This is a genomic window from Geothrix sp., assembly GCF_020622065.1.
Lineage (GTDB): Bacteria > Acidobacteriota > Holophagae > Holophagales > Holophagaceae > Geothrix.
The window spans coordinates 842,509-862,309 of the sequence record NZ_JAHRYQ010000001.1 but is presented as its reverse complement, the minus strand read 5'-3'; the positions used below and the strand labels follow the sequence as shown (position 1 = coordinate 862,309).

General features: G+C 52.7%; 20 protein-coding genes. 2 read left to right on the top strand and 18 right to left on the bottom strand.

Translation table 11 applies throughout. From position 1 onward, the window contains the following. The first annotated feature begins 276 nt into the window (after positions 1-276). On the top strand, positions 277-1,047 hold the full coding sequence (locus QZ647_RS15555; protein WP_366526129.1) for a lantibiotic dehydratase: 771 nt from the start codon (positions 277-279) through the stop codon (positions 1,045-1,047). 361 nt (positions 1,048-1,408) lie between these two features. Here the strand turns inward: QZ647_RS15555 and map are convergent, their stop codons facing one another. From map to QZ647_RS03940, 16 genes are all read right to left on the bottom strand, one after another. Next, on the bottom strand, positions 1,409-2,155 hold the full coding sequence (gene map, locus QZ647_RS04010) for a type I methionyl aminopeptidase (protein ID WP_291270935.1): 747 nt from the start codon (positions 2,153-2,155) through the stop codon (positions 1,409-1,411). A 145-nt stretch (positions 2,156-2,300) separates the two neighbouring features. Then, positions 2,301-2,756 carry a hypothetical protein gene (locus QZ647_RS04005; protein WP_291270934.1) on the bottom strand — a complete coding sequence of 152 codons (456 nt, stop codon included), beginning with the start codon at positions 2,754-2,756 and terminating at the stop codon, positions 2,301-2,303. 855 nt (positions 2,757-3,611) lie between these two features. Next, a complete protein-coding gene (locus tag QZ647_RS04000) occupies positions 3,612-4,013 on the bottom strand; it encodes a hypothetical protein (RefSeq protein ID WP_291270933.1) in 402 nt (133 codons plus the stop codon). Positions 4,014-4,994: 981 nt separating this feature from the next. After that, positions 4,995-5,450: an energy transducer TonB gene (locus QZ647_RS15550; protein ID WP_366526128.1), complete on the bottom strand. Its 456-nt coding sequence runs from the start codon at positions 5,448-5,450 to the stop codon at positions 4,995-4,997. Between the two features lie 557 nt (positions 5,451-6,007). Next, positions 6,008-6,502 (bottom strand): hypothetical protein, encoded by a 495-nt coding sequence (locus tag QZ647_RS03995; RefSeq protein WP_291270932.1) that lies wholly within the window; start codon positions 6,500-6,502, stop codon positions 6,008-6,010. 146 nt (positions 6,503-6,648) lie between these two features. Next, positions 6,649-7,782 carry a S1C family serine protease gene (locus QZ647_RS03990; protein ID WP_291270931.1) on the bottom strand — a complete coding sequence of 378 codons (1,134 nt, stop codon included), beginning with the start codon at positions 7,780-7,782 and terminating at the stop codon, positions 6,649-6,651. Positions 7,783-8,518: 736 nt separating this feature from the next. Next, the gene (locus tag QZ647_RS03985; protein WP_291270930.1) at positions 8,519-8,935 is read right to left on the bottom strand and encodes a hypothetical protein; all 417 of its coding nucleotides are present in this window, start codon (positions 8,933-8,935) and stop codon (positions 8,519-8,521) included. A 993-nt stretch (positions 8,936-9,928) separates the two neighbouring features. Next, positions 9,929-10,525, bottom strand: a complete 597-nt coding sequence (locus QZ647_RS03980; protein WP_291270929.1) for a hypothetical protein — start codon at positions 10,523-10,525, stop codon at positions 9,929-9,931. 149 nt (positions 10,526-10,674) lie between these two features. Next, positions 10,675-10,905 (bottom strand): hypothetical protein, encoded by a 231-nt coding sequence (locus QZ647_RS03975; RefSeq protein ID WP_291270928.1) that lies wholly within the window; start codon positions 10,903-10,905, stop codon positions 10,675-10,677. Positions 10,906-11,195: 290 nt separating this feature from the next. Then, positions 11,196-11,765: a hypothetical protein gene (locus tag QZ647_RS03970; RefSeq protein ID WP_291270927.1), complete on the bottom strand. Its 570-nt coding sequence runs from the start codon at positions 11,763-11,765 to the stop codon at positions 11,196-11,198. Between the two features lie 549 nt (positions 11,766-12,314). Then, positions 12,315-12,806 (bottom strand): hypothetical protein, encoded by a 492-nt coding sequence (locus QZ647_RS03965; RefSeq protein ID WP_291270926.1) that lies wholly within the window; start codon positions 12,804-12,806, stop codon positions 12,315-12,317. A 983-nt stretch (positions 12,807-13,789) separates the two neighbouring features. Further along, complete coding sequence (locus QZ647_RS03960) at positions 13,790-14,164, bottom strand: hypothetical protein (protein WP_291270925.1); 375 nt, start codon at positions 14,162-14,164, stop codon at positions 13,790-13,792. A gap of 32 nt (positions 14,165-14,196) precedes the next feature. Beyond that, positions 14,197-14,661, bottom strand: coding sequence for a hypothetical protein (locus tag QZ647_RS03955; RefSeq protein ID WP_291270924.1), 465 nt, complete (start codon positions 14,659-14,661; stop codon positions 14,197-14,199). Positions 14,662-14,803: 142 nt separating this feature from the next. After that, complete coding sequence (locus tag QZ647_RS03950) at positions 14,804-15,226, bottom strand: hypothetical protein (RefSeq protein ID WP_291270923.1); 423 nt, start codon at positions 15,224-15,226, stop codon at positions 14,804-14,806. Between the two features lie 125 nt (positions 15,227-15,351). After that, positions 15,352-15,834, bottom strand: coding sequence for a hypothetical protein (locus tag QZ647_RS03945; protein WP_291270922.1), 483 nt, complete (start codon positions 15,832-15,834; stop codon positions 15,352-15,354). 130 nt (positions 15,835-15,964) lie between these two features. Continuing rightward, positions 15,965-16,693 carry a hypothetical protein gene (locus QZ647_RS03940; protein WP_291270921.1) on the bottom strand — a complete coding sequence of 243 codons (729 nt, stop codon included), beginning with the start codon at positions 16,691-16,693 and terminating at the stop codon, positions 15,965-15,967. 1,196 nt (positions 16,694-17,889) lie between these two features. Here QZ647_RS03940 and QZ647_RS03935 point away from each other — a divergent pair. Next, complete coding sequence (locus QZ647_RS03935) at positions 17,890-18,402, top strand: hemerythrin domain-containing protein (protein WP_291270920.1); 513 nt, start codon at positions 17,890-17,892, stop codon at positions 18,400-18,402. Between the two features lie 2 nt (positions 18,403-18,404). Here the strand turns inward: QZ647_RS03935 and QZ647_RS03930 are convergent, their stop codons facing one another. Together QZ647_RS03930 and QZ647_RS03925 are read right to left on the bottom strand one after the other, a co-directional pair. Then, positions 18,405-18,926 carry a hypothetical protein gene (locus QZ647_RS03930; protein WP_291270919.1) on the bottom strand — a complete coding sequence of 174 codons (522 nt, stop codon included), beginning with the start codon at positions 18,924-18,926 and terminating at the stop codon, positions 18,405-18,407. A gap of 56 nt (positions 18,927-18,982) precedes the next feature. Further along, positions 18,983-19,771: a sulfite exporter TauE/SafE family protein gene (locus QZ647_RS03925; protein WP_291270918.1), complete on the bottom strand. Its 789-nt coding sequence runs from the start codon at positions 19,769-19,771 to the stop codon at positions 18,983-18,985. Positions 19,772-19,801: the final 30 nt, after the last annotated feature.

Sequence of the window (19,801 nt, the reverse complement as noted above, 5' to 3'; positions counted from 1 at the left end):
CGTCGTTCATGGATTCGCTCGCATTGCTCGAGCTTTGGATTGTTTCCTTCTTGAAAGTAAGAATGGCGTTCATGAGAGCCCCTAGGCAGCGCACTTCGGCGCAACCTTGGTTCTGAGCCATTCAGAGAGGGCGACCAACGGATTCCCATCAACGGTATCTAACCACGACTTCAACCGTTGAGCGCCCAAGGAGACACCGCTCGGGGGTCTGGTTGGCTTTCTAGCCTTCGGGAGTGGTCCCCTGACCCCGATTCACTTCTCGAAAGCGTTTGCGACATGCCGCCTCCAACCACATGCCAAGCTGCCGATTTTTTCGTCATGCGTACGCCGAGCCTTCCATTGGATGTGCTCAATGCTTCTGGTCAACGCCCACAAGGGTTTTGCTCTGACTCCTTCTCGCCGGATCGTGTGGAGGCATCTAGAGAGTCATCGCGGAGTCGATTGCGTGAACTCCTGCAAGACCACGCCATACGAGAAGCGATAACCCTTGCCTCACCGGACCTTGCCTCCAGGACCAGACTTTGGATGGAGGGTCGGCTGGAGAGTGGAGCTGCGCTGCGCGTCGAGCAGGCCCTCCTGAGATATCTCATCCGGATGAGCAGTCGGTCGACGCCCTTCGGCCTGTTTGCGGGAGTTTCAATAGGGGGCTGGGAATCCGCTAGCCGACTACTGGTCACTTCGTGGTCATCATCCCGCAAAGTCGTAAGGTTGGACTGGGGCGTGATGGAACGATTGGTGGATCGGTTGTCACGAGATCCGAATGTTAGGGCCTCACTTCAATATCAGGTCAACTCGAGCCTCCATGCCTGTGCGGGATGGTACCGGTTCATTGAGCACAGAGACCAGCATGGGCAAGACCGGAGTTATCACCTTGAAGCTGTGGAGGCCTCACCTCACCTAGGCCGTGGCCAACCGCTTGCTGATCGACTTGGCAGCCACCTGGAATCCGTTGGCCAACCATCTCAACGCGGTCGCCGGGCGGCTCCTGGAACTGGAGCGCACCATGGCTCCCGAGCCGGAGCCAGCCATGCAGGACCTGCGTCTTAAGGCGCGCCTGGCCTTGTTTGAACGATTCCAGAGGGCACTTTGGTATTGCGATCTGGCCTGGTGTCAGATCGCCTCAGCGAGGCGCCCGCACCCCCACAGAAGCTTTCTCCGTCCACCTCAGTCCAGGTGAAACAACCATGAGGGCTCGTGACTTGCCCTGACTGGGCTCACCTGCACCCGGACCACGAGCAGAGTCGAGATGGCGAAATGCTGAGAGAGTGGAAAGCAATGCCGGCAGAGTCGGGCTTGAGCGGAGGGTTAGACCGATGACGGGTGGTTTAGGGAATGTGTTTCTTGATGCAGCGGATGACGAGTAAAGCATCGGTAACGCTAGGCCGAGGAAGGCTATACACGAGAAAATTCAGTGTTGGGTAACGACAATGGGTTCGCCCTTGGTAATTATCATTGTGTGCTCGTATTGAGCTGACAAATTGCCACGCATGCCAACCAAGGTCCATCCATCGGACGCCTCGGTTACCACGCGGCTTTTTGTCGAGAGGAAGGGTTCAATGGTAATCACCATGCCTTCTCGCAAGGTGCGCCTGTCCGTCGGATCGAAGTAGGCGGGAATGTATTCGGGTGCCTCATGCAGTGCGCGACCAACCCCGTGGCTACCGAGGTTTTCGATAATCCTTAAGCCGTAGGCCTTCGCAGTTCGCTGGATTGCAGCGCCGATGCCATTGATGGGCTGGCCAGCTCGGGCCTGCTTCATGGCTTGCTCGAGGGCCGTGCGGGTGGCAAGGCACAAGCTCGTCTTCTGTGGATTGGTCGGAGGAACAACTTTTGTTCCTCCAGTGTCGGCGAAGTAGCCTCCCAGCTCAGCAGAGACATCGATGTTCAATACATCGCCAGGTCGAATCACTCGATCCCCTGGGATGCCGTGTGCGGCCTCTTCGTTGATGCTGATGCAGGTTGATCCTGGGAAGCCGTATGTGAGTCTAGGTGCTGACCGTGCCCCATGTTTCTCTAACAATTTCTCACCGAATGAATCCAGCTCTCGCGTAGTCATGCCCGGTTCTGCAGCCTCTAGCATCTCCTGAAGCACAAATGAAACGATCTTGCCTATGCGTTTGAGTGCAATTACATCCTCTTCGGTTTCGATGGACACAGGATCTCCTGATGAGGTGGGTGAAGAGGCCTAACGAAGGATGTTAATCGGCCCCATTGCCGCGGGGACTCGGAGGCCGAATTCTTTGAGGACCCTAGCGCGCAGCGATAGGATCCGAGTTGAGTGGAAGGTTAGGCATTGACCCCTACTCAGTAACTTGCGCCACCAGGCGATCCCCAAGGTAGATCTTGACAGGGAAGTTGAGGCGACCTGTTAAGACATACTCAGTGCTCAATCGCGCCGCTGGGGCAATGCGGAAGGTGAGTGGAGTGGTGTCATCGGCCTTATTGATTTCATAAATGGGTAAAGCCTGAACCCCATCGCCTCCGACAAAGCATAGATCAGAGGGAGAGAATGTTTGGAATGAAGAGCTCTTGTTTTCGAAGGTGATTTTTACATGAGCACGGCCAGCCCATTTAGTAATTGAAGCGATAAGCTGGTGGCCATTGAGTCCTGTGATGGTTATGGAAAGACCATTGGCTTGAAGCGGGTGAGTGGCAAGCTCGTTGGCTTTCAGCTTGAGAGCTTCCTGCGCACTTAGAGGCCTGAATGCAAGACAAGCCGCCAAGACCAAACCAACAAGGGGTGCTGTTCGACGCATGTTGATGCCTCCTGATAAGTGATGCCTAACGAATGAAGCTCAGCGGACCAGGCCTGGCGCCTGGGTCCACTGCAGCGAGAGGTTAGGCGCGGCGTGAAATGGGTGCGAGAGCGACCCGAACTGCCGCGCCAAGAGTTCTGAGGACTGAAAAGCAAAGAGCGAGTGCTGCAGGAAGAAGGCTTTAACTGGTGGGCGTGGACCCAGGTTACCTCGACGATGGCAGATGCTCGGTCGTTTCTGGGTGGGCCACCGCGAACGGTACTGAAATGCGGCGCGAACGGTAACTGCGGGCCAGGGGCGCAATAGTGATGGTTACGCCTAACGAAGAATGCTAACCGGACCCGCCTGCATCGAGGCACTGAGCGAAGCCGAGGAAGCGGAATGCTGAGAGAGAGCGGGAGGCAATGCAGGCGGGGGCCGAGTTGAGCTGAGGGTTAGGCCGATGGTGACCAGGAACCACCAGAACCGTGATAGGTCTCGGCAATGAGTTTGAAGCCTTGGTGGCAATGCTGACATTGGAAAGCGAAGTCAAGAATATCTGGCCAACCTTCGCCGCCGACAGCAACATTGAAAGCTTCTTGGCTATTGGATTGAATCTCGTGGAGAGTTCCGTCGGCCAACTTGCTTTGAACGATTAAAATGACCTTCCTCAAATCAGAAGGCCGATTGATGTCGAACTTGGTGCCTAGTTCGTTGCAGTGCACGCAAGACATGCGAGAGGCCTAACGATTGAGCTAAGCGGCCGCGCCTGCACCGAGGTGACGAGCGGAGCCGAGTTAGCGGAATGCTGAGAGAGAGAGGAGGGCAATGCAGGCGGGGTCCGACTTGAGCGAGAGGTTAGGCGCTGGGCTGATTTTATAACCATTGCAGTGTTGCCGATTCACAAGCGAAGAAGAAGCAGGTGTTGATGTCGGTGCTGTAAAGGTAATAGGTAGGATTCTCTGGGGTGGATTCTGGCAGAGGAATGCCGGGTTTGTAATCGTCAGGAAGCTCTCTGACATCGATACACAAAGAATCCTTGGAGAGCGGGAACTCACTTGGATCAGTTGGCTGTGAAATCCAGAACGCGAGATTGACGAGCCGTACCTCGGCATGCTGGTATTTCTCTCGTTCATCGTGTTTATTGGAATCCAAGTTCCCGATCCAAATATCCAGGACCAGCCTCACCTCCTGATTGACGAGATCAAAAGTCAGTTCTCGTAGCTCAGAATCATGGAGCCCGTTTGGCAGGGAATATAAGAGTTCAGCGAGAGTCATGGGATTCGTCTTGGTGAGCGCCTAACGGAAGAAGTTAAGCGGACCAGGCGCTTGCGCTTGGGTCCGCTTGAACGAATGGTTAGGCATTTCGAGGCTGATGTTAACGAGCGACCCGAGTTGCGATACCAAGCGTTCTTGAAAGTGGAAAGAACGAAGAGAACGCGGTGAACAGAAGGCTTGAAATGCTGGGCGTGGACCCAGGTTACCGACCAGGATGGATGATGATGACAAGAGTCTTAGTGTTTCTGGGTGGGCCACCGCGAACAGTGTTGGTTCGGCGGGCGAACGGTAACTGCGGACCAGCAGGGGAAGAGAGTTGGTGAGGCCTAACGAAGGAAGCTAAGCGGCACCGCCTGCACCGAGACGATGAGCGGAGCCGGGATAGCGAAATGATGAGAGAGGGCGAAAGGCAATGCAGGCGGGGTCCGACTTGAGCGGAAGGTTAGGGCGACGACAGCTTTTTGGCTGCCTTTGCGAGTTCTTGAGGTGAATTATAAGCCGGACCTTTTGCCCAAGTGATTCGACCAGTTGTCATTTCGATACGCATGGGCTCTTTGTCTTGGTTACAGTCTTCATCCGAAGGTGGGTAGCAGACCCAATAATTACCAGCGGAGGTAGTCACAGTTGGAAGACAGCGCTGATGAATATGAACGGAGTAGTAAAGGTTAAAAATGGTGCTTGCCTGCTCATGAGTAATCTTTGGCGTAGGCCGAATGCGCGCCACCTTCTGAATTGGGTCTGATGCCGAAGTCGGAACTACCGAACCGACTAGAAGAATTGCGAGAAGAATGGCTCGGCTGCCTGGAGTCATGAGAGCCCTAACGAATGAAGCTAAGCGGCCACGCCTGCACCGAGGCGATGAGCGAAGCCGGGATAGCGAGATGCTGAGAGAGAGCGGGAGGCAGTGCAGGCGGGGTCCGACTTGAGCGGAGGGTTAGGCCAGCACGAGCAACAATCTCGATATGTAGTCATTTGTTGAATTTAGTGAAGTCGGAATGGCATTTTCAATGTTAATTCGGTGTACCGCGGTTTGCCATCCTGAAGTATGGGTTCAAACCGCCACTGCATTGCATATTCCATGGCGAGCTTTCGGAGTTCTGAAGGGCCTTCTACGGCCTCGGCATAAATCGGATTGCCATTAGGCTCGACGATCAACTTGACGACCACAGTTCCCTGAATGCCAGCTATCTTGAGCGAGGTGGGATAGGGCGGTATTGGTGGTTGATATCGAACCCTGATCCGAGCTGAATCGGCGTAAGGTGGGTGCTCCCCAGGAGGAAAACCGGGGAATGTATAGCCAAGTGATGTTCTTGAGACGTTTGCTTTAGATGTATCCCGAGAAGACGAAGTGATCGGAGTAGGTTTGGTCTCTACGCTGTTGCATCCAACAAGAACCAGTGGCAAGACAAAAGGTGCGAGGTGCTGGTGTTGTTTCATATTTGATCCCAACGATGAAATACGAATTTGAGGTGTGGCCTAACGAATGTGGCTAACCGGCCGCGCCTGCACCGAGGCGTTGAGCGAAGCCGAGGAAGCAGGGAGATGAGAGAGAGCGGGAGACAATGCAGGCGGGGTCCGAGTTGAGCTGAGGGTTAGGCCGATGCCCGATTGTAGTTTCTGGTGTAGAGACGATAAGCCGTGAGCAAATATTTAAAGGTCCAGGGTAAACAGCCACCTAGAGCCATTAAGCCGCCCGCGAGACGACCATGGTTAATCAAATAGACAGAGCAGAGTGAGAAGGCCAGGAATATCGTTCCGAAAAGCAACGCCCAGACAGGCTTGATCGTGCCTGCGGTTATTGCCCCACAATGCGGACACCATTCCGCTTTCTTGGGCAGATGCGTCTGGCACGTAGAGCAGGTGGAAGGCATGAGAGGCCTAACGAATGAAGCTAAGCGGCCCCGCCTGCACCGAGGCGACGAGCGGAGCCGGGGTAGCGAAATGATGAGAGAGAGCGGAAGGCAATGCAGGCGGGGTCCGACTTGAGCGAGAGGTTAGGAATCCGCGAGTTGGGATTGGTTTGGTATTTCTTTCTCTAGAACTTTAACCTGCAATGCAAGAAGGGCATCCTGCGGTTGTTGCACATGTATGAGCCATTCCTGGAACCCGACCTTGGCCATTCGGTATCCAATTACACTGCCAACGACGGCGAGAATGAGAAGGCCATAGATGTTTCTAAGGTGAAACCGTGCCTTATTCAAATTACCTCTTGTCTCAGCATTGCGTTCTGCAAGCTGAACTCGCTTCTGATCTAAGGAATTGATTTCTTCGGCAGTATTTATTGATTTGCGTTCGAAGCGTTCAATTTCCTTTACTAGCTGGCGTGAATTAATTTCATTTTTCTGAATTTGGGTTTCTACTTCGATGGTCTGAAGCTCTACATCAATCATCCGGGTTACCGTGAACCCCAACACAATGGCCACGATGACCACCCCTACGATGGCTTTGAATTTATATAAATTGTCTGTAGGAACTTGTGGAATGTCCATTCGGATTCCTAACGAAGGAAGCTAACCGGCCCCGCCTGCATCGAAGCGCTGAACGAAGCCGAGGAAGACGGAACAAGAGAAAGAGCGGAAGACAATGCAGGCGGGGTCCGAGTTGAGCGAAAGGTTAGGCCGCCAATTAGGGCGATTCAGTTGGTGTTTACTTTTTGTTTGAGTTGATTGAGCATCATAAAAATATCTTCGAGGCCATCTTTTGATCTAGATGCAATGAATACAATGCTATCAGATCCCTGTGATTCACCAGTGTTTGATAAGATACATTTAGAACCATCAATCGAAATGGCAGTAATGTTGTAATATTTATTATCTCTTTTGCCGAGTGGAACCTGTTGTGATCCAATTGTAAATGCAACACGAGTTAAAGGTATAATGGTTTCCTGGTCAGGAGCATTCTCTATTCCATTGCCAGAAGGACTTGCACTGTAATCACCAGTATGACGAACAAACATGTTTCGATAATCTTTGCTAAATGAAATTCGCGTATTAGTGCATAGGGACATAATAATTTTGCCGTTAGATAATCCACCGAGGATTGGTTCTGAGACAGCAAGGGTTTTCTCTGATATTGCTCTGCCTAGGATATCAATGCTGTTATCGATTTTATCATTAGTAATAATTGGGAATTTTATTGCTTGAATATTATTGATAGAAAGCGGAAGTACTTCTTCAATTGGGACTGCAAAATTTAAATTTTGTCCCTTAATCATAGTAAATGTCGTAATGCCTACAAGTTTTCCATTTTTATCAAAAAGACCGCCACCACTTGAACCCGGACTTATTGGAGCCGTGGTTTGGATGTATCTAACTCCATTATCCACGCGGAAAGACGAAATAAGACCGTCGGAAAGTGTTTGATCAAGACCCAATGGGCTGCCAATCGTATAAATTTTATCACCCACATTCAATTCAAGCGAGCTCCCTCGTTTCACTGGTGATCCTAACGAGTTATCAAATTTTAAATATGCTAAATCCTTATCTTGACGGTATGTTATAGAAATTGGCTCAAATCTTTTCTCGTCTATTACGACTGCAAACCGACTTCCATTTGCAATGACATGAAAATTTGTGACAACTATATTTTGTTCGATTAGCACAGCACTACCCTGCGATAGGGGTTTTCCATCAGGGTTAAGAACAATAATTGTGGCTGAAGAATTTTTTAGATTTTTGAAAATGGTTTTAGGCGTTATCGAGGATTGGCAGGTCGCAGGATGTGCGACGAGAACAGCTGATAAAGCAAGAAGGGATGAAGGGTAGTTCATGTCACCTCCGATTGATTGGACTATGTGGGCGGCCTAACGAATGAAGCTAAGCGGCCACGCCTGCACCGAGATGATGAGCGGAGCCGAGATAGCGAAATGCTGAGAGAGAACGGAAGACAATGCAGGCGGGGTCCGACTTGAGCGGGAGGTTAGGCAGGCCGGGCAAGCTCATCAAGCAGCTGAAAGATCTTAAATCCGACGTAGTCTTTGATTCTTGGGAAAGCTGATCGATAGTAGCAGTCCCAGTAGCTGACCATTCGGCTCCGGTTCTGCTCATAGAACCTGGGGTTTTCTAGGATGAATGCCCGAAGGTGATCTTGGTTGTATGAGCCTAGGTTCGCCTGGATGGCTTTCAAGATCTCGATGACGTATTCCCCGCACAAACGAATAATGAACGGGGCGACGAGTGGATTGTCTGAAATGATGACTTTCTTAATGAATTCTTCTCGTACATGCCCGTCATGGTGGCGAGTCAACTTGCAATAGAGACGCTCTTTGGGGCCCTTTGGAATCAAGGCCAAGAGAAATGCATTTGGGGGTGGGATATGAACCCGGTAGGGAATCAGAAGCTTCTCTCCCTGGATTGACACTTGGAAGTCCTGAGACATCGGGGGGGCTGCCTAACGAATGAAGCTAACCGGCCGCGCCTGCACCGAGGCGCCGAACGAAGCCGAGGAAGCGAGAAGTTGAGAGAGAGCGGAAGGCAATGCAGGCGGGGTCCGAGTTGAGCGGAGGGTTAGGCCGACGCGCACTGACGTTTTTGACTTAGCAACTTGGTGAGCCAAAGAAGGCAGACCCCGAAGAAAAGAAAGATCGAAAGATTAATTGGGTAAGCAACAAAGGATATCGGCCCACCAAAATCTCGCCAAGGCGCATCTATAGATACACGCTGGAAAATCAAATAGGGACAGGGAAAGCCAAAGACTTGTGTGTTTGGATTGGCAAAGAAATGAAACCGAAAGGTGAAAAAGTAGGCCGCTGAGACTGCGGAAACGAGGACGGCCAGTAGGCCGGAACGATACAGGCGTGTGTGCGTAGGTGCTTTCCAGATCGAACGTGATTGTTTGTTGATAAAGACGAGAATAAAAACTAATGCCACGAGGTACAGAAGATTGACTATGAGGAATGCGATCAGGTCAATGAATTCGCTCATGGGCGGCCTAACGGAAGAAGTTAAGCGGACCAGGCGCTTGCGCTTGGGTCCGCTTGAACGAATGGTTAGGCATTTCGAGGCTGATGTTAACGAGCGACCCGAGTTGCGATACCAAGCGTTCTTGAAAGTGGAAAGAACGAAGAGAACGCGGTGAACAGAAGGCTTGAAATGCTGGGCGTGGACCCAGGTTACCGACCAGGATGGATGATGATGACAAGAGTCTTAGTGTTTCTGGGTGGGCCACCGCGAACAGTGTTGGTTCGGCGGGCGAACGGTAACTGCGGACCAGCAGGGGAAGAGAGTTGGTGAGGCCTAACGAATGAAGCTAACCGGACCCGCCTGCACCGAGGCGACGAGCGGAGCCGAGGAAGCGGGAAGCAGATAGAGGGCAGGAGGCAATGCAGGCGGGGTCCGAGTTGAGCTGAGGGTTAGGCATGTGCCAAGACCACCAGGTCCTTAGGTAAGGGTAATGAGCGTATCAATGATTTTACCATTTCGAAGGAGTTCAAGACCTCCAGTTCCATGGATAGCCCCAGGTGGAGGCGGCGCATAGAACTCAATAAGAATGTCCGTAGGTTGGATCTGGGATTTGAACTTCAACCACTCCGCATGATTGAAACCGAATGCGACAGGTTCTTTCCCCAACCTTGGATCTGTGACCGAATGCTTTCGCTCTGCCTCTTCGATGCTGATAGGTCGACGAAACCCCTTATCCCAATCCGAATTTCCGGGAGCGGGGACTAGGGGTGAATTTGAGGGTGCATTGCAGCAAATTGACCCGAATGTGAGCCCAAGACTGAGCAATCCGACTATTGGTCTCATGGATTCCTCAAATGCCTAACGAATGAAGCTAACCGGCCCCGCCTGCACCGAGGCGCTGAACGGAGCCGAGGAAGCGGAAGGATGAGAGAGAGCGGAAGGCAATGCAGGCGGGGTCCGAGTTGAGCTGAGGGTTAGGCCAAGACCAGAACCAGATTTGGTTTGCACAACTGGTTAGTCCTGTTCTTCAGGGTCGCTTGGTAGGAAGTCGTGCACGCATGCCATATAAAGTTCAAATATTTTCTCGATCTGACCGATAGTGAAACATATGACGGGTCGTAGCGTTACATACGGAGATGTCGCGAACCTATCAAAACGGTTATTGTGATCTTTAGTTGCAGAGAAGTCTGGGCCATAGTGGACGAGGTGGTTCCTCACTTCTTGCAGCAAGAGTAGCTCTTTCCAATGATTAAGATTAATATCAATCTCGTACCCAAGAACTTTATTCGCGTAGGTCAGGGATCGGACTATGCCTCTATCCTTTAGTTCGGAAGCGAGCAGCAAGATGTTTTTCTTTTTGCGTTCCATCTCAACGAGCTCATCAAGGTTTTGCTCGAGAATCGCATAAGAAGCAATGAACGCGGCCCGTAGGAGGCTCTGTCTGGTGGCGTTAATATTTCCAATTTTGTTTCTATCTTCGTCTGTAGACGGTTCCGGCAATTTTGAGGCCAGGTGTTCATCAGCGACTTTGGTGGCGTCCAATAGGTACGCCAGATCAATGAACGAGAGAAATCTGGGAACACTGTAGGTGACATCTTCAGGTTTCAGCATAGGTTCTCGAAGGGCCTAACGAATGAAGCTAACCGGCCCCGCCTGCACCGAGGCGACGAGCGGAGTCGAGGAAGCGAGAAGTTGAGAGAGAGCGAAAGGCAATGCAGGCGGGGTCCGAGTTGAGCTAAGGGTTAGGCGCTCGGTGTGTTTCATTTAGCTCTAGCCATAAAATTAAGCACAGCCGCCACGATAGCCAAAACGATTGATACACCAAGAGTAGCTTCGAAGGCGTAGACGTAGGGCATATGCCTGTCGATAACTTGGTTGCTTGGGTTACCGCTGGAAGAGAACAAATGAGCAAACCCGAAGGCCAGAATTAGCAGGCTGACAATGAACATGCCTTGAGCTAAGCGGGCGAGTTTGGGCGCAGGGTTCGTCATGCGGCGGCGCCTAACGAATGAAGCTAACCGGCCGCGCCTGCACCGAGGCGATGAACGAAGACGATATAGCGAGAAGCTGAGAGAGAACGGAAGGCAATGCAGGCGGGGTCCGAGTTGAGCGTAAGGTTAGGCAGCCGGACAGTTAGAGTTATTAAAAGCGTGAATTATAATATAGTTTAAGCATTCTTAATAGGCGCATTAGTTGTTTGCATTATATGCCAACTGAGCTTCACATTCCTGGTTATTGGAACATGAAGCTCAGGTGGTATCTTATTCAAATTATGACCTCTTTATTGTTTTTTAAATGACTTCTTCTTTTCCAATTCCAATGGTTGTTCACAACTGTGCCGACTAATTCCCCATGATATCTGTCCAGAAGGAACAACTCTGTGGAAAACAGATATACAGACGGGAATATTGTCTCGATGGAAGGGTTGGACAAGAAAGGGTAGTGTGCTAGTTTTTTCGAAAAGAGTTGAGCCATCTCTTGAAATTAAAATATCTACTTGAAATAGAATTAAACTCTTCTTTCCGCCTACAGAACTTGAGGATACTTGGCCTAATTCTATAGGAAAGACTTTGGAAGGGAGTGAACCATCCGCTTGAACGATTTCGGAATAGCTGATGTCGCCTGAAATCAAATCTCGTGAGGAAATATCATCTTTTGTAAATTCTCCACGGCCTCCAAATTTACTTGGATCCAATTCACCCACGGAAGAATGAACTTTAAACGAGACTATAGCCCCAGGCGGTAGCTTATCCATGGAGCCAAGATTAAGTTGAATGATTCTATTGATGGAGTCTTGTGCCAATACACTGACTGAAAAAACAAGGGATGCAATAAAAAATAGAATTTTCATTTGTCAATCTCCTTTTAGCAGGGTCCAACATCGTTGTACCAGCAAGTCGTTGCATCTTCAGAATCGAAAATCCAGAGTCGGCACTCTCCGCTCGTGAGGTCGAATATCACAAGATATGGACAAGAGGGGCTTCGCGCAAATGCTGGCCCAGAGCTAAAAGCTATTGTCATGGCGGTTGCCACCAGGGCTCGCCACACTCGACGAAATGACATTTTCACACCCCCTTATCATATGGCGGCATGGCCGCTAGTTGGGAATTTGCCAGAAGCGCCATAATTTATTGGGAATAATGGCTAACTTAGGCCAGTTGAACTGGGCATCACCCTAACGCGTCAACGGCAGTGGAGGAAGATATTCCGCCGAACGGTATCAATTCAGCCCCTGAACGGGTACTAGAATGATGGAGCAGGACGCATTAAAGCCGTAAAGCCGCCTAACGAATGAAGCTAACCGGCCCCGCCTGCACCGAGGCGAAGAGCGGAGTCGAGATAGCGAGAAGTTGAGAGAGAGCGAATGGCAATGCAGGCGGGGTCGGAGTTGAGCGCAGGGTTAGGCCAGCGTAAACCCATGATCTAGAACCGAAAAAACAGCTTTTAACCAATGTGTGTGGTCATGATTTAGTTGCCCGATAATAGGATAAGCTGCAAATTCTGGATTTTCACAAATAAATATAGGACTAAATGTGCCAAGTGAACATTTTTCATAAAATTTTTCCATACCTTCACTACGCCTGCCATTACTGATCAGATCAGCAGCTTCTTGATCAAGATCTGTATATTTTGCGAGATCAATTTTCGAAAGTATTGAAGGCGAGATGATTAGTGGTATTCGATGTGCCGAAGGATCACGGAATTTCTTTAAATCTGCAATCCAATCCTGTAAATTATTCAATGATTCTGTAAGTTTAATTAAACCATTTGATTTCAATTGGTTTTTGAATGTTAAATTTGATAAAGTCGCTAATTTACGATGATCACAATTGTTTTCGTCGATATTTTTTGGATTCAATTTATATAAAAGTGCCCATGCGAGATTATCCATGGAACCACAAATATTTATGTAGTACGAATTAATTAATAAGCACACTTGGTCTGATTGATAAATGCTGAGGGGCTCGGTTCTATTGTGTGTCGTTTCATCTAGCTCAATTAGTGCCCTTTCAATCATAGAGAGCCTCACAAGGAGCCCTCGATGTAGATGGCGCTTGATGTGTTCTGAGTTGATGGTTCTGCAAAGCTCGAGTACAAGCTCAGTGATCGATGAGTGCATTGGAAGGAATTGGTCTCGATCGATGCCGATGTTCATAGGGGCCTAACGGAAGAAGCTAAGCGGCCACGCCTGCACTGAAGCGACTAGCGGAGGCGAGTTAGCGAAATGCTGAGAGAGAGCGAAAGGCAATGCAGGTGGTGTCCGACTTGAGCGGATGGTTAGGCGGCGACATGTTCAAATTATGGTAATTCCAAGGCGCCTAGAACCGGGTAATTTGAAAGCTTGTCATTATAGATAATCTTGTATTTTCCTGGGCCAGGAATTGGGACTTCGACCGAAAAGTTAGTGTTGAAATTGCGATATTGGCGATATTCGACGCACTTGTATACCGTAAGCACTACTGTATTCTCTTGAATCTTCGCGGTGGCTTTATAAAGATAGAACCCATCACTTGCCGGCTTATGCCAAGCGAGATACTTGTTTAAATGGAAATTTAATTTAATGCCAGTGCTGATGTTTTCTGATCCGTCGAATACTACACCTCCGTATTCAGACTCCATGTACCACCAGGGGGCAGGTGATGAAGTCATCCAATTGAACACTGGATCTGAGCAGCCAAAAATGACTAGAAGAAGGCAGAGACCTGAAGCAACAGCGCCGTTCTTTCTTAGATCCATACTGGACCTCACTGGTAGACGCCTAACGGATGAAGCTAAGCGGCCACGCCTGCACCGAGACGATGAACGGAGCCGAGATAGCGAAATGCTGAGAGAGAGGGGAGGGCAATGCAGGCGGGGTCCGACTTGAGCGGAGGGTTAGGCCCGGAACAAAGGCTTGTAGCTTTCACGATTGGAATAGGCAACGAACGAATTGGCCAAGACTAGGAAGATGGCTACGGGTAGCCCTTTTGGATCGAGGAAAGAATGAATCAACAGGATGTTGACGATGATTGGGGATATCAGAATTGAAGCGAGTGGAACAAACCGCCCTGACATGAATGCAAGGCCGCAGGACAGTTCAATTACTTTTACTGTTGGAAAGAGGTAAACAGAAGCTACAAGTCCATCGTTGAACACCTTCATTGCACCAACAAGCGGTGGCGGTGTGATGAGCTTGAAAAAGTATGTGATGGAAGCGAAGAGGAACAGAAGCCCCATCAGGCTTCGTACGATGATGGTCGCAATTCTCATGAGAGGTCTCCTTTCGAGTGCTGTGGTGAGGCCTAACGAAAGAAGCTAACCGGCCCCGCCTGCACCGAGGCGACGAGCGGAGCCGAGATAGCGGAATGCTGAGAGAGAGCGAAAGGCAATGCAGGCGGGGTCCGAGTTGAGCGAGAGGTTAGGCGCTCGGAGGTTGGCTTTTTTTGGCGCTTGAGCCATTGGGAATATGAATCGATGAAGCAACCGGCGACCTCGTAGTGCTTGATGACACCTGAGGTTTTGCTGACAACGAATCGGTCGAGCAGGTCTGAAGCAAAATTACCGCCACACTTCTCTTGGTCAAAGCGAACGGAAAATTGAAAATAGGTCGGTGTTTCTTGATCGAGAACGGCGTAGAGGCACTCCGGTCGAATTTGAGGGAAGGCCTGATCAAGTCTGCGGCGTGTGAGAAGCCTTATTTCGGCGACAGGTCTGGTGACTGGCGAATGGCCAGCTACCAAGAGGGCATAGGCGGCGACGAAAATCATGAAGCGCCTAACGAATGAAGCTAAGCGGCCACGCCTGTACCGAGGCGATGGGCGGAGCCGAGATAGCGAGATGCTGAGAGAGAACGTAAGGCAATGCCGGCGTGGTCCGACTTGAGCGAGAGGTTAGGCGTTACGGGCTGCATTATTTGGAATCGGGTGATCGAAACTGCTTGTTGTTGTTAGTGCGTAAGTAGATTTCATGATTAGGAGTGTTGAAGATAACTTTGATTCTAAAAGTACAATCCGTCCACTTTTCATCGAATTTGGCGGGTTGAAATATACAGGCCATAACATATTCTTCAGCGGCTGATGCAAAGGCTGAGGATTGGGCCGTGGCTTTTGCCCCGGTTGGGAGACCCTGTTTATCAATCTGGGTATCAACATCGATGACCACCTTCTCCGAGGTGGCCGGGTTTGATGGGAACTTGAATCCAATCGGAGTGGATTTCAATGTTGGTTCCCAGTAATCACGGAAATCAACGTTCAGTGGCTGATATGGCTCTGATGAAGGAGTCCGTGGCGTGCAAGCCATGAGTAGAAGGGCCATCACGAGGAGTGATTTCATGGGTAACGCCTAACGAATGAAGCTAACCGGACCCGCCTGTGCCGAGGCGCTGAGCAGAGCCAAGGAAGCGGAACGAAGAGAAGGAGCGGAAGGCAATGCAGGCGGGGTCCGAGTTGAGCGGAGGGTTAGGTTTCGCACAATTCTGGGCCTTTCCTGCGGGACAGGAGCCGACGCTGTGTTTTACGCTGTTCATCATTCTGAACATATTGAACGCTACGGACCGGATCGAGTTTCCACTGACTCGGTGTAAGCGGAACCCGATCGATGTTGCGGTGACCAACGGGAAGAAACCCGATTTGTAGAAATGTCACTCGGGCGAGAGTGGCGGCAAGGCTCGAAAAGAGTTCATCGAGTTCAGAGCACGATTCGACAAGAGAAATCCCCCGTTGGATATGGCTTTGAAGCTCTGCCATCCACTCATCGTCATAGACCTGAACTGTTGCTGCGAGGGAGATGGAAACCGCTTTAAGTAGTCTCTTGGATTCCGTTCGCCAGGCTTTGATTGAGCCATAGTCCTTTACCTTGGTGAAGCTTTCACGGCCGAGAACTTCTTCGAACACGGCCTTCATCGCGTGGTATTGGCTTTGGTCGAAGCGAGTTTCGGGCATCAGAAACCTAACGAATGAAGCTAAGCGGCCACGCCTGCACCGAGACGATGAGCGGAGCCGAGGTAGCGAAATGTTGAGAGAGAGCGGAAGGCAATGCAGGCGGGGTCCGACTTGAGCGGAGGGTTAGGGCTCATCGGTATGGGTGACTGTCATTCTGGAATAATATTTCATCAATTGTGAAATTCTCCTTGAGCAAAATCCGCAAGGATTCTTTGGCTGCTCTGAGGAGGTTGTTCTGATTCTGGATCATGCTGAGAAGTTCATCGCCGGCTTCATTGCTGATACTTTGGAGATCGATCTTTTGTATATCGCGGCTTAGGAATTCAAAGGCTCCATGCGGCCAAAAGTGTTTGACATGCTGAGCTTCTGCCTCTTCTGAAGATTGATACATGGCTTCAAGTTGATTGAGCTCGACATTCCCGTTTGGAATATTAAGCGTGATGGTAGCTACGCCTGCTCGGCGGTCGATGGTTATCGAATTCGAAATGTAGTCAAGAAAACCACCCTTGCCGGAATAAATAGCACTGCAGCACTTGGCCAGCGATGGGTCGATGATTTCCAGACCACCTTGTAACTCTTCTGAGAGCTCCATGAACATATTGGATGCGAGCTCGAGGTCCCTTTGGTGGTTCCGTAGACATGTCACTAGGGCGCTTGCTGTTCCATATTTGATAAACCCTTGAAAGGTATAGAGCAGGGTTTGAGTGACATCGTCGAGGCACTGGACAGAGTAGTAAAGCTTGGTCAAAGTCCGACAGGCCTTCTTGCGTTTATCAAATGGGAGCGTGATTAGTTTCGATGCTGACTTCTCGGCAATAAGCGTAAGCAGTTTTGAAAGAAGGCCAGCAGAGGTAAGCACGATGACTCCATGAGCCCTAACTTTGAATTGGACGGCGAAGACGAAGATGTTCGTAGTTCGCCTAGTCCGGTAGGGGAAAAGCGAAAGGATTGAAAACACCGGGAACTTCGGAAGTGCGCTGACTGGTTATGCAGACTAAAAAATTGCGGACCAGAGGTGAAATTCGGGGGTTGATGCCTATGAGTATGATGCGGCTTAAATTCTAGGCAAATCCGGCCTCCGATGAACCACCAAACGGATAACAGAACCTCCGGTAAAGAGGCCCCCCTTTTCCCACATGGAGCCAGAAGTCTTGGCTACCCGCCCCATGCCTCTGCAATCGGTGCGCTCACCGAGGCAGCAGCCTATCTGGCCTTCCTGACTTTGGCGTAGCGCTTCTCTGTCGTTCTGGCACCCTTGTGTCCGGGCAGATCCGCACCAGTCTTAGGGTTGATCGCCTGTGCCCCGGCCTAGGACGCGGCCAGTGACCGAGAATCGTGCAGGTGCAGGTCCTTGATCCCAGCTCTCTCACAAACGGCCAGTCATGTCTTGTGGCGTCCGTTTCGCGTGAGGGATTCTCCCTTGGCTCTGCCCGGGGAGTCGTGAGGGTTGCCCTTCTCCTTCGGAAGGCCGCGAAGGATCTTCTCGGCGGGCGCTGGTAACGCCAGGCGCTTGCCCCCCGAAGAACCCCGAGTCTTATGAACCCGAATCATCGCGTGGCCTTTTCCCAGGAAGGCACCCCGATCTCGGCGTAGACCCGGCACTTCAGACACGCGCCCCAACAGAGCAGAGCCGCCCGAACGGCCGCCAAAGCGCATGGGCTGTGTTCTCCTGCCAAATACTTGCAAGCCTGTCCGATGGCCGCCAGCTCTGCCTTGGCGATGTCACTAAGCCTTGAATTCTCTGGATTCCGTGACACATTCAGCCACGGGTTCACACCCTCCCGAATTCTCCCACTCTTCAATTGCCGGGATCATCATGCATGACAGGACTGCCAAGGCCCGGTTCGCCACGATGATTTGTTTCGATCTTCCTGTGCCACTTCCCGATCTGATCCCGGGTGATGGCTTTGACGCTCCGTTTTCCAAGGCCGGAAAGGATGTGGGACACCCGGGGAGGGGACCGAAGGCCGCTGCCATGACCCGCCGTGAAGCGGGTGGTGAGTGGGGTTTCCCATCGTTCTCCAGGAGCAGGCTCGGCCAGAAGGAGGTCCTTCCTTGAGCGAATTCCCCCAGGGAGCCCCGGCCGACGACCCCCAGGCCCGCTCCCTGACTGCCGAGCTGACGACCGACCACCGCGAGATCGATGGCCTCTTCCTGGAGGCGCGGACGGCCCTGGAGGACGGGCGGCCGGAGGAGGCCCACCGGGCACTGGACCGGATCTGGATGCGCCTGGCCGTTCACATCCGCGCCGAGCACAAGGTGGTGTTCCCCGCATTGGCAAAGGATCGACCCGATCTCCAGGCGACGCTCCAGGCCCTCCACGAGGACCACGACTTCTTCATGGCCACCCTGGCGGCCGCCGTGCAGGGCCTGCGCGGCCCGTCACCCGACCCGGCTTCGGCCCGGGCGGCGATGGAGGCCGTGCAGCAGCGCCTGGCCGCGCACAACGCCCTCGAGGAGGACCAGGTCTACCCGGAGGCGGACCGGCTGCCCGGGGCGGAAGGGGCGCGGATCACTCGGGATGCGGCCCGGGAGCTAGCGTTCCTCCCCCGGCGCCACGGACCCTGATCCTACTTTCCGGGCATCTTCTTCAGGTCCATCCGCGAGGCGCGGTGGGGCAGCCGGGTGTTGAGCTTGTCCAGGAAGGCCCCGTCGTGGCACTTGCCGCAGGTGGCGTCCATGTTCTTCCGGGCCACCTTGGAGGCCGGATCGCTCTTCGTGACGATCTCGTGGGCCTTGCCGTGGCAGGAGGCGCAGGTGGCCGCATGGTCCTTCCCCTTCATGCGGGCCAGGCCATGCACGCTGTTGGCGTAGTCCTTGGCCTCATGGGCATGGCAGCGGGCACACTTCACCGGCGGCAGCTTTTCGGGATGCGGAAGCTCGGTGATGGCCGTGTGGCACTGGACGCAGGCCAACCCGCCATGGGCGCGGGGGCGGAACGCCTCCAGATCCACCTGGTCGTGGCAGGCGACGCAGTCTTTCGCCTGGGGGGGCGGCGCGGCGGCCCGTGCCAAGGCCGGTGCGAAGGACAGCGCAAGGGTCAGGGCGAGGGCGGGGACGAGGGCACGGGAACCCACGGGCAGCGGTCGCATGGGGCCTCCTTGGGGGATGTGGCCACCACCCTAGCACACCCGGCCTGCCGGCCGCCTCAGGCGGCGTAGGTCTTGTAGAAATACCAGGCCGTCAGGACGAACCCGATGCTGATGACGCCGAAGCGCACGGTGGTGCGTCCCACGCGATGGGCCATGTGGGAGCCGAAGAGCCCGCCCAGGCCCGCGGCGACGGCCATGAGGCCCACGATGCCCCACTGGACATTGCCGGGGTGGCGCAGGTACTCCATCCCCAGGAACGCGAAGATCGCCACGCCGTTGATGCAGAGGGCCAGCAGGTTCTTCAGGCCGTTCATCTGGTGGATGTCCGTGAGCCCCAGCAGGCTCAGGGCCGCGAGCATCAGGATGCCAATGCCGGCGCCGAAGTAGCCCCCGTAGATGCCGACGATGAACTGGAAGATCATCGCGCCGATCCACCACCCGGCCGTCCGGTCGTGGCCCCCGATCTTCTTCAGCAGCTTGTTGACCGGATCATTGGCCGCCAGCAGCACCGTGGCCGCCAGGATCAGCCAGGGCACCAGCTGGTCGAAGAGCTTCTGCGGCGTCACCAGCATGAGCCAGGCCCCGAGCGCGCCGCCGAGGAGCGAGACCGGCATCAGCCGCAGGGCGAATTCCTTCGTCCCGGCCAGGTCCTCACGATGCCCCCAGAACCCGCCGATGGAGCCGGGCCACAGGGCGATGGTGCTGGTGACATTCGCCTGCTGGCCCGTGAGGCCGATGCCCAGCAGCGCGGGGAATGACACGAGCGTGCCGCCCCCCGCGATGGAATTGATGGCTCCGGCGAGGAAGGCCGCCGCCATGACCGTGAATGCGTGTCCGATGTGCATGCCATCCAAGATGACAGGCCCGGGGGACAA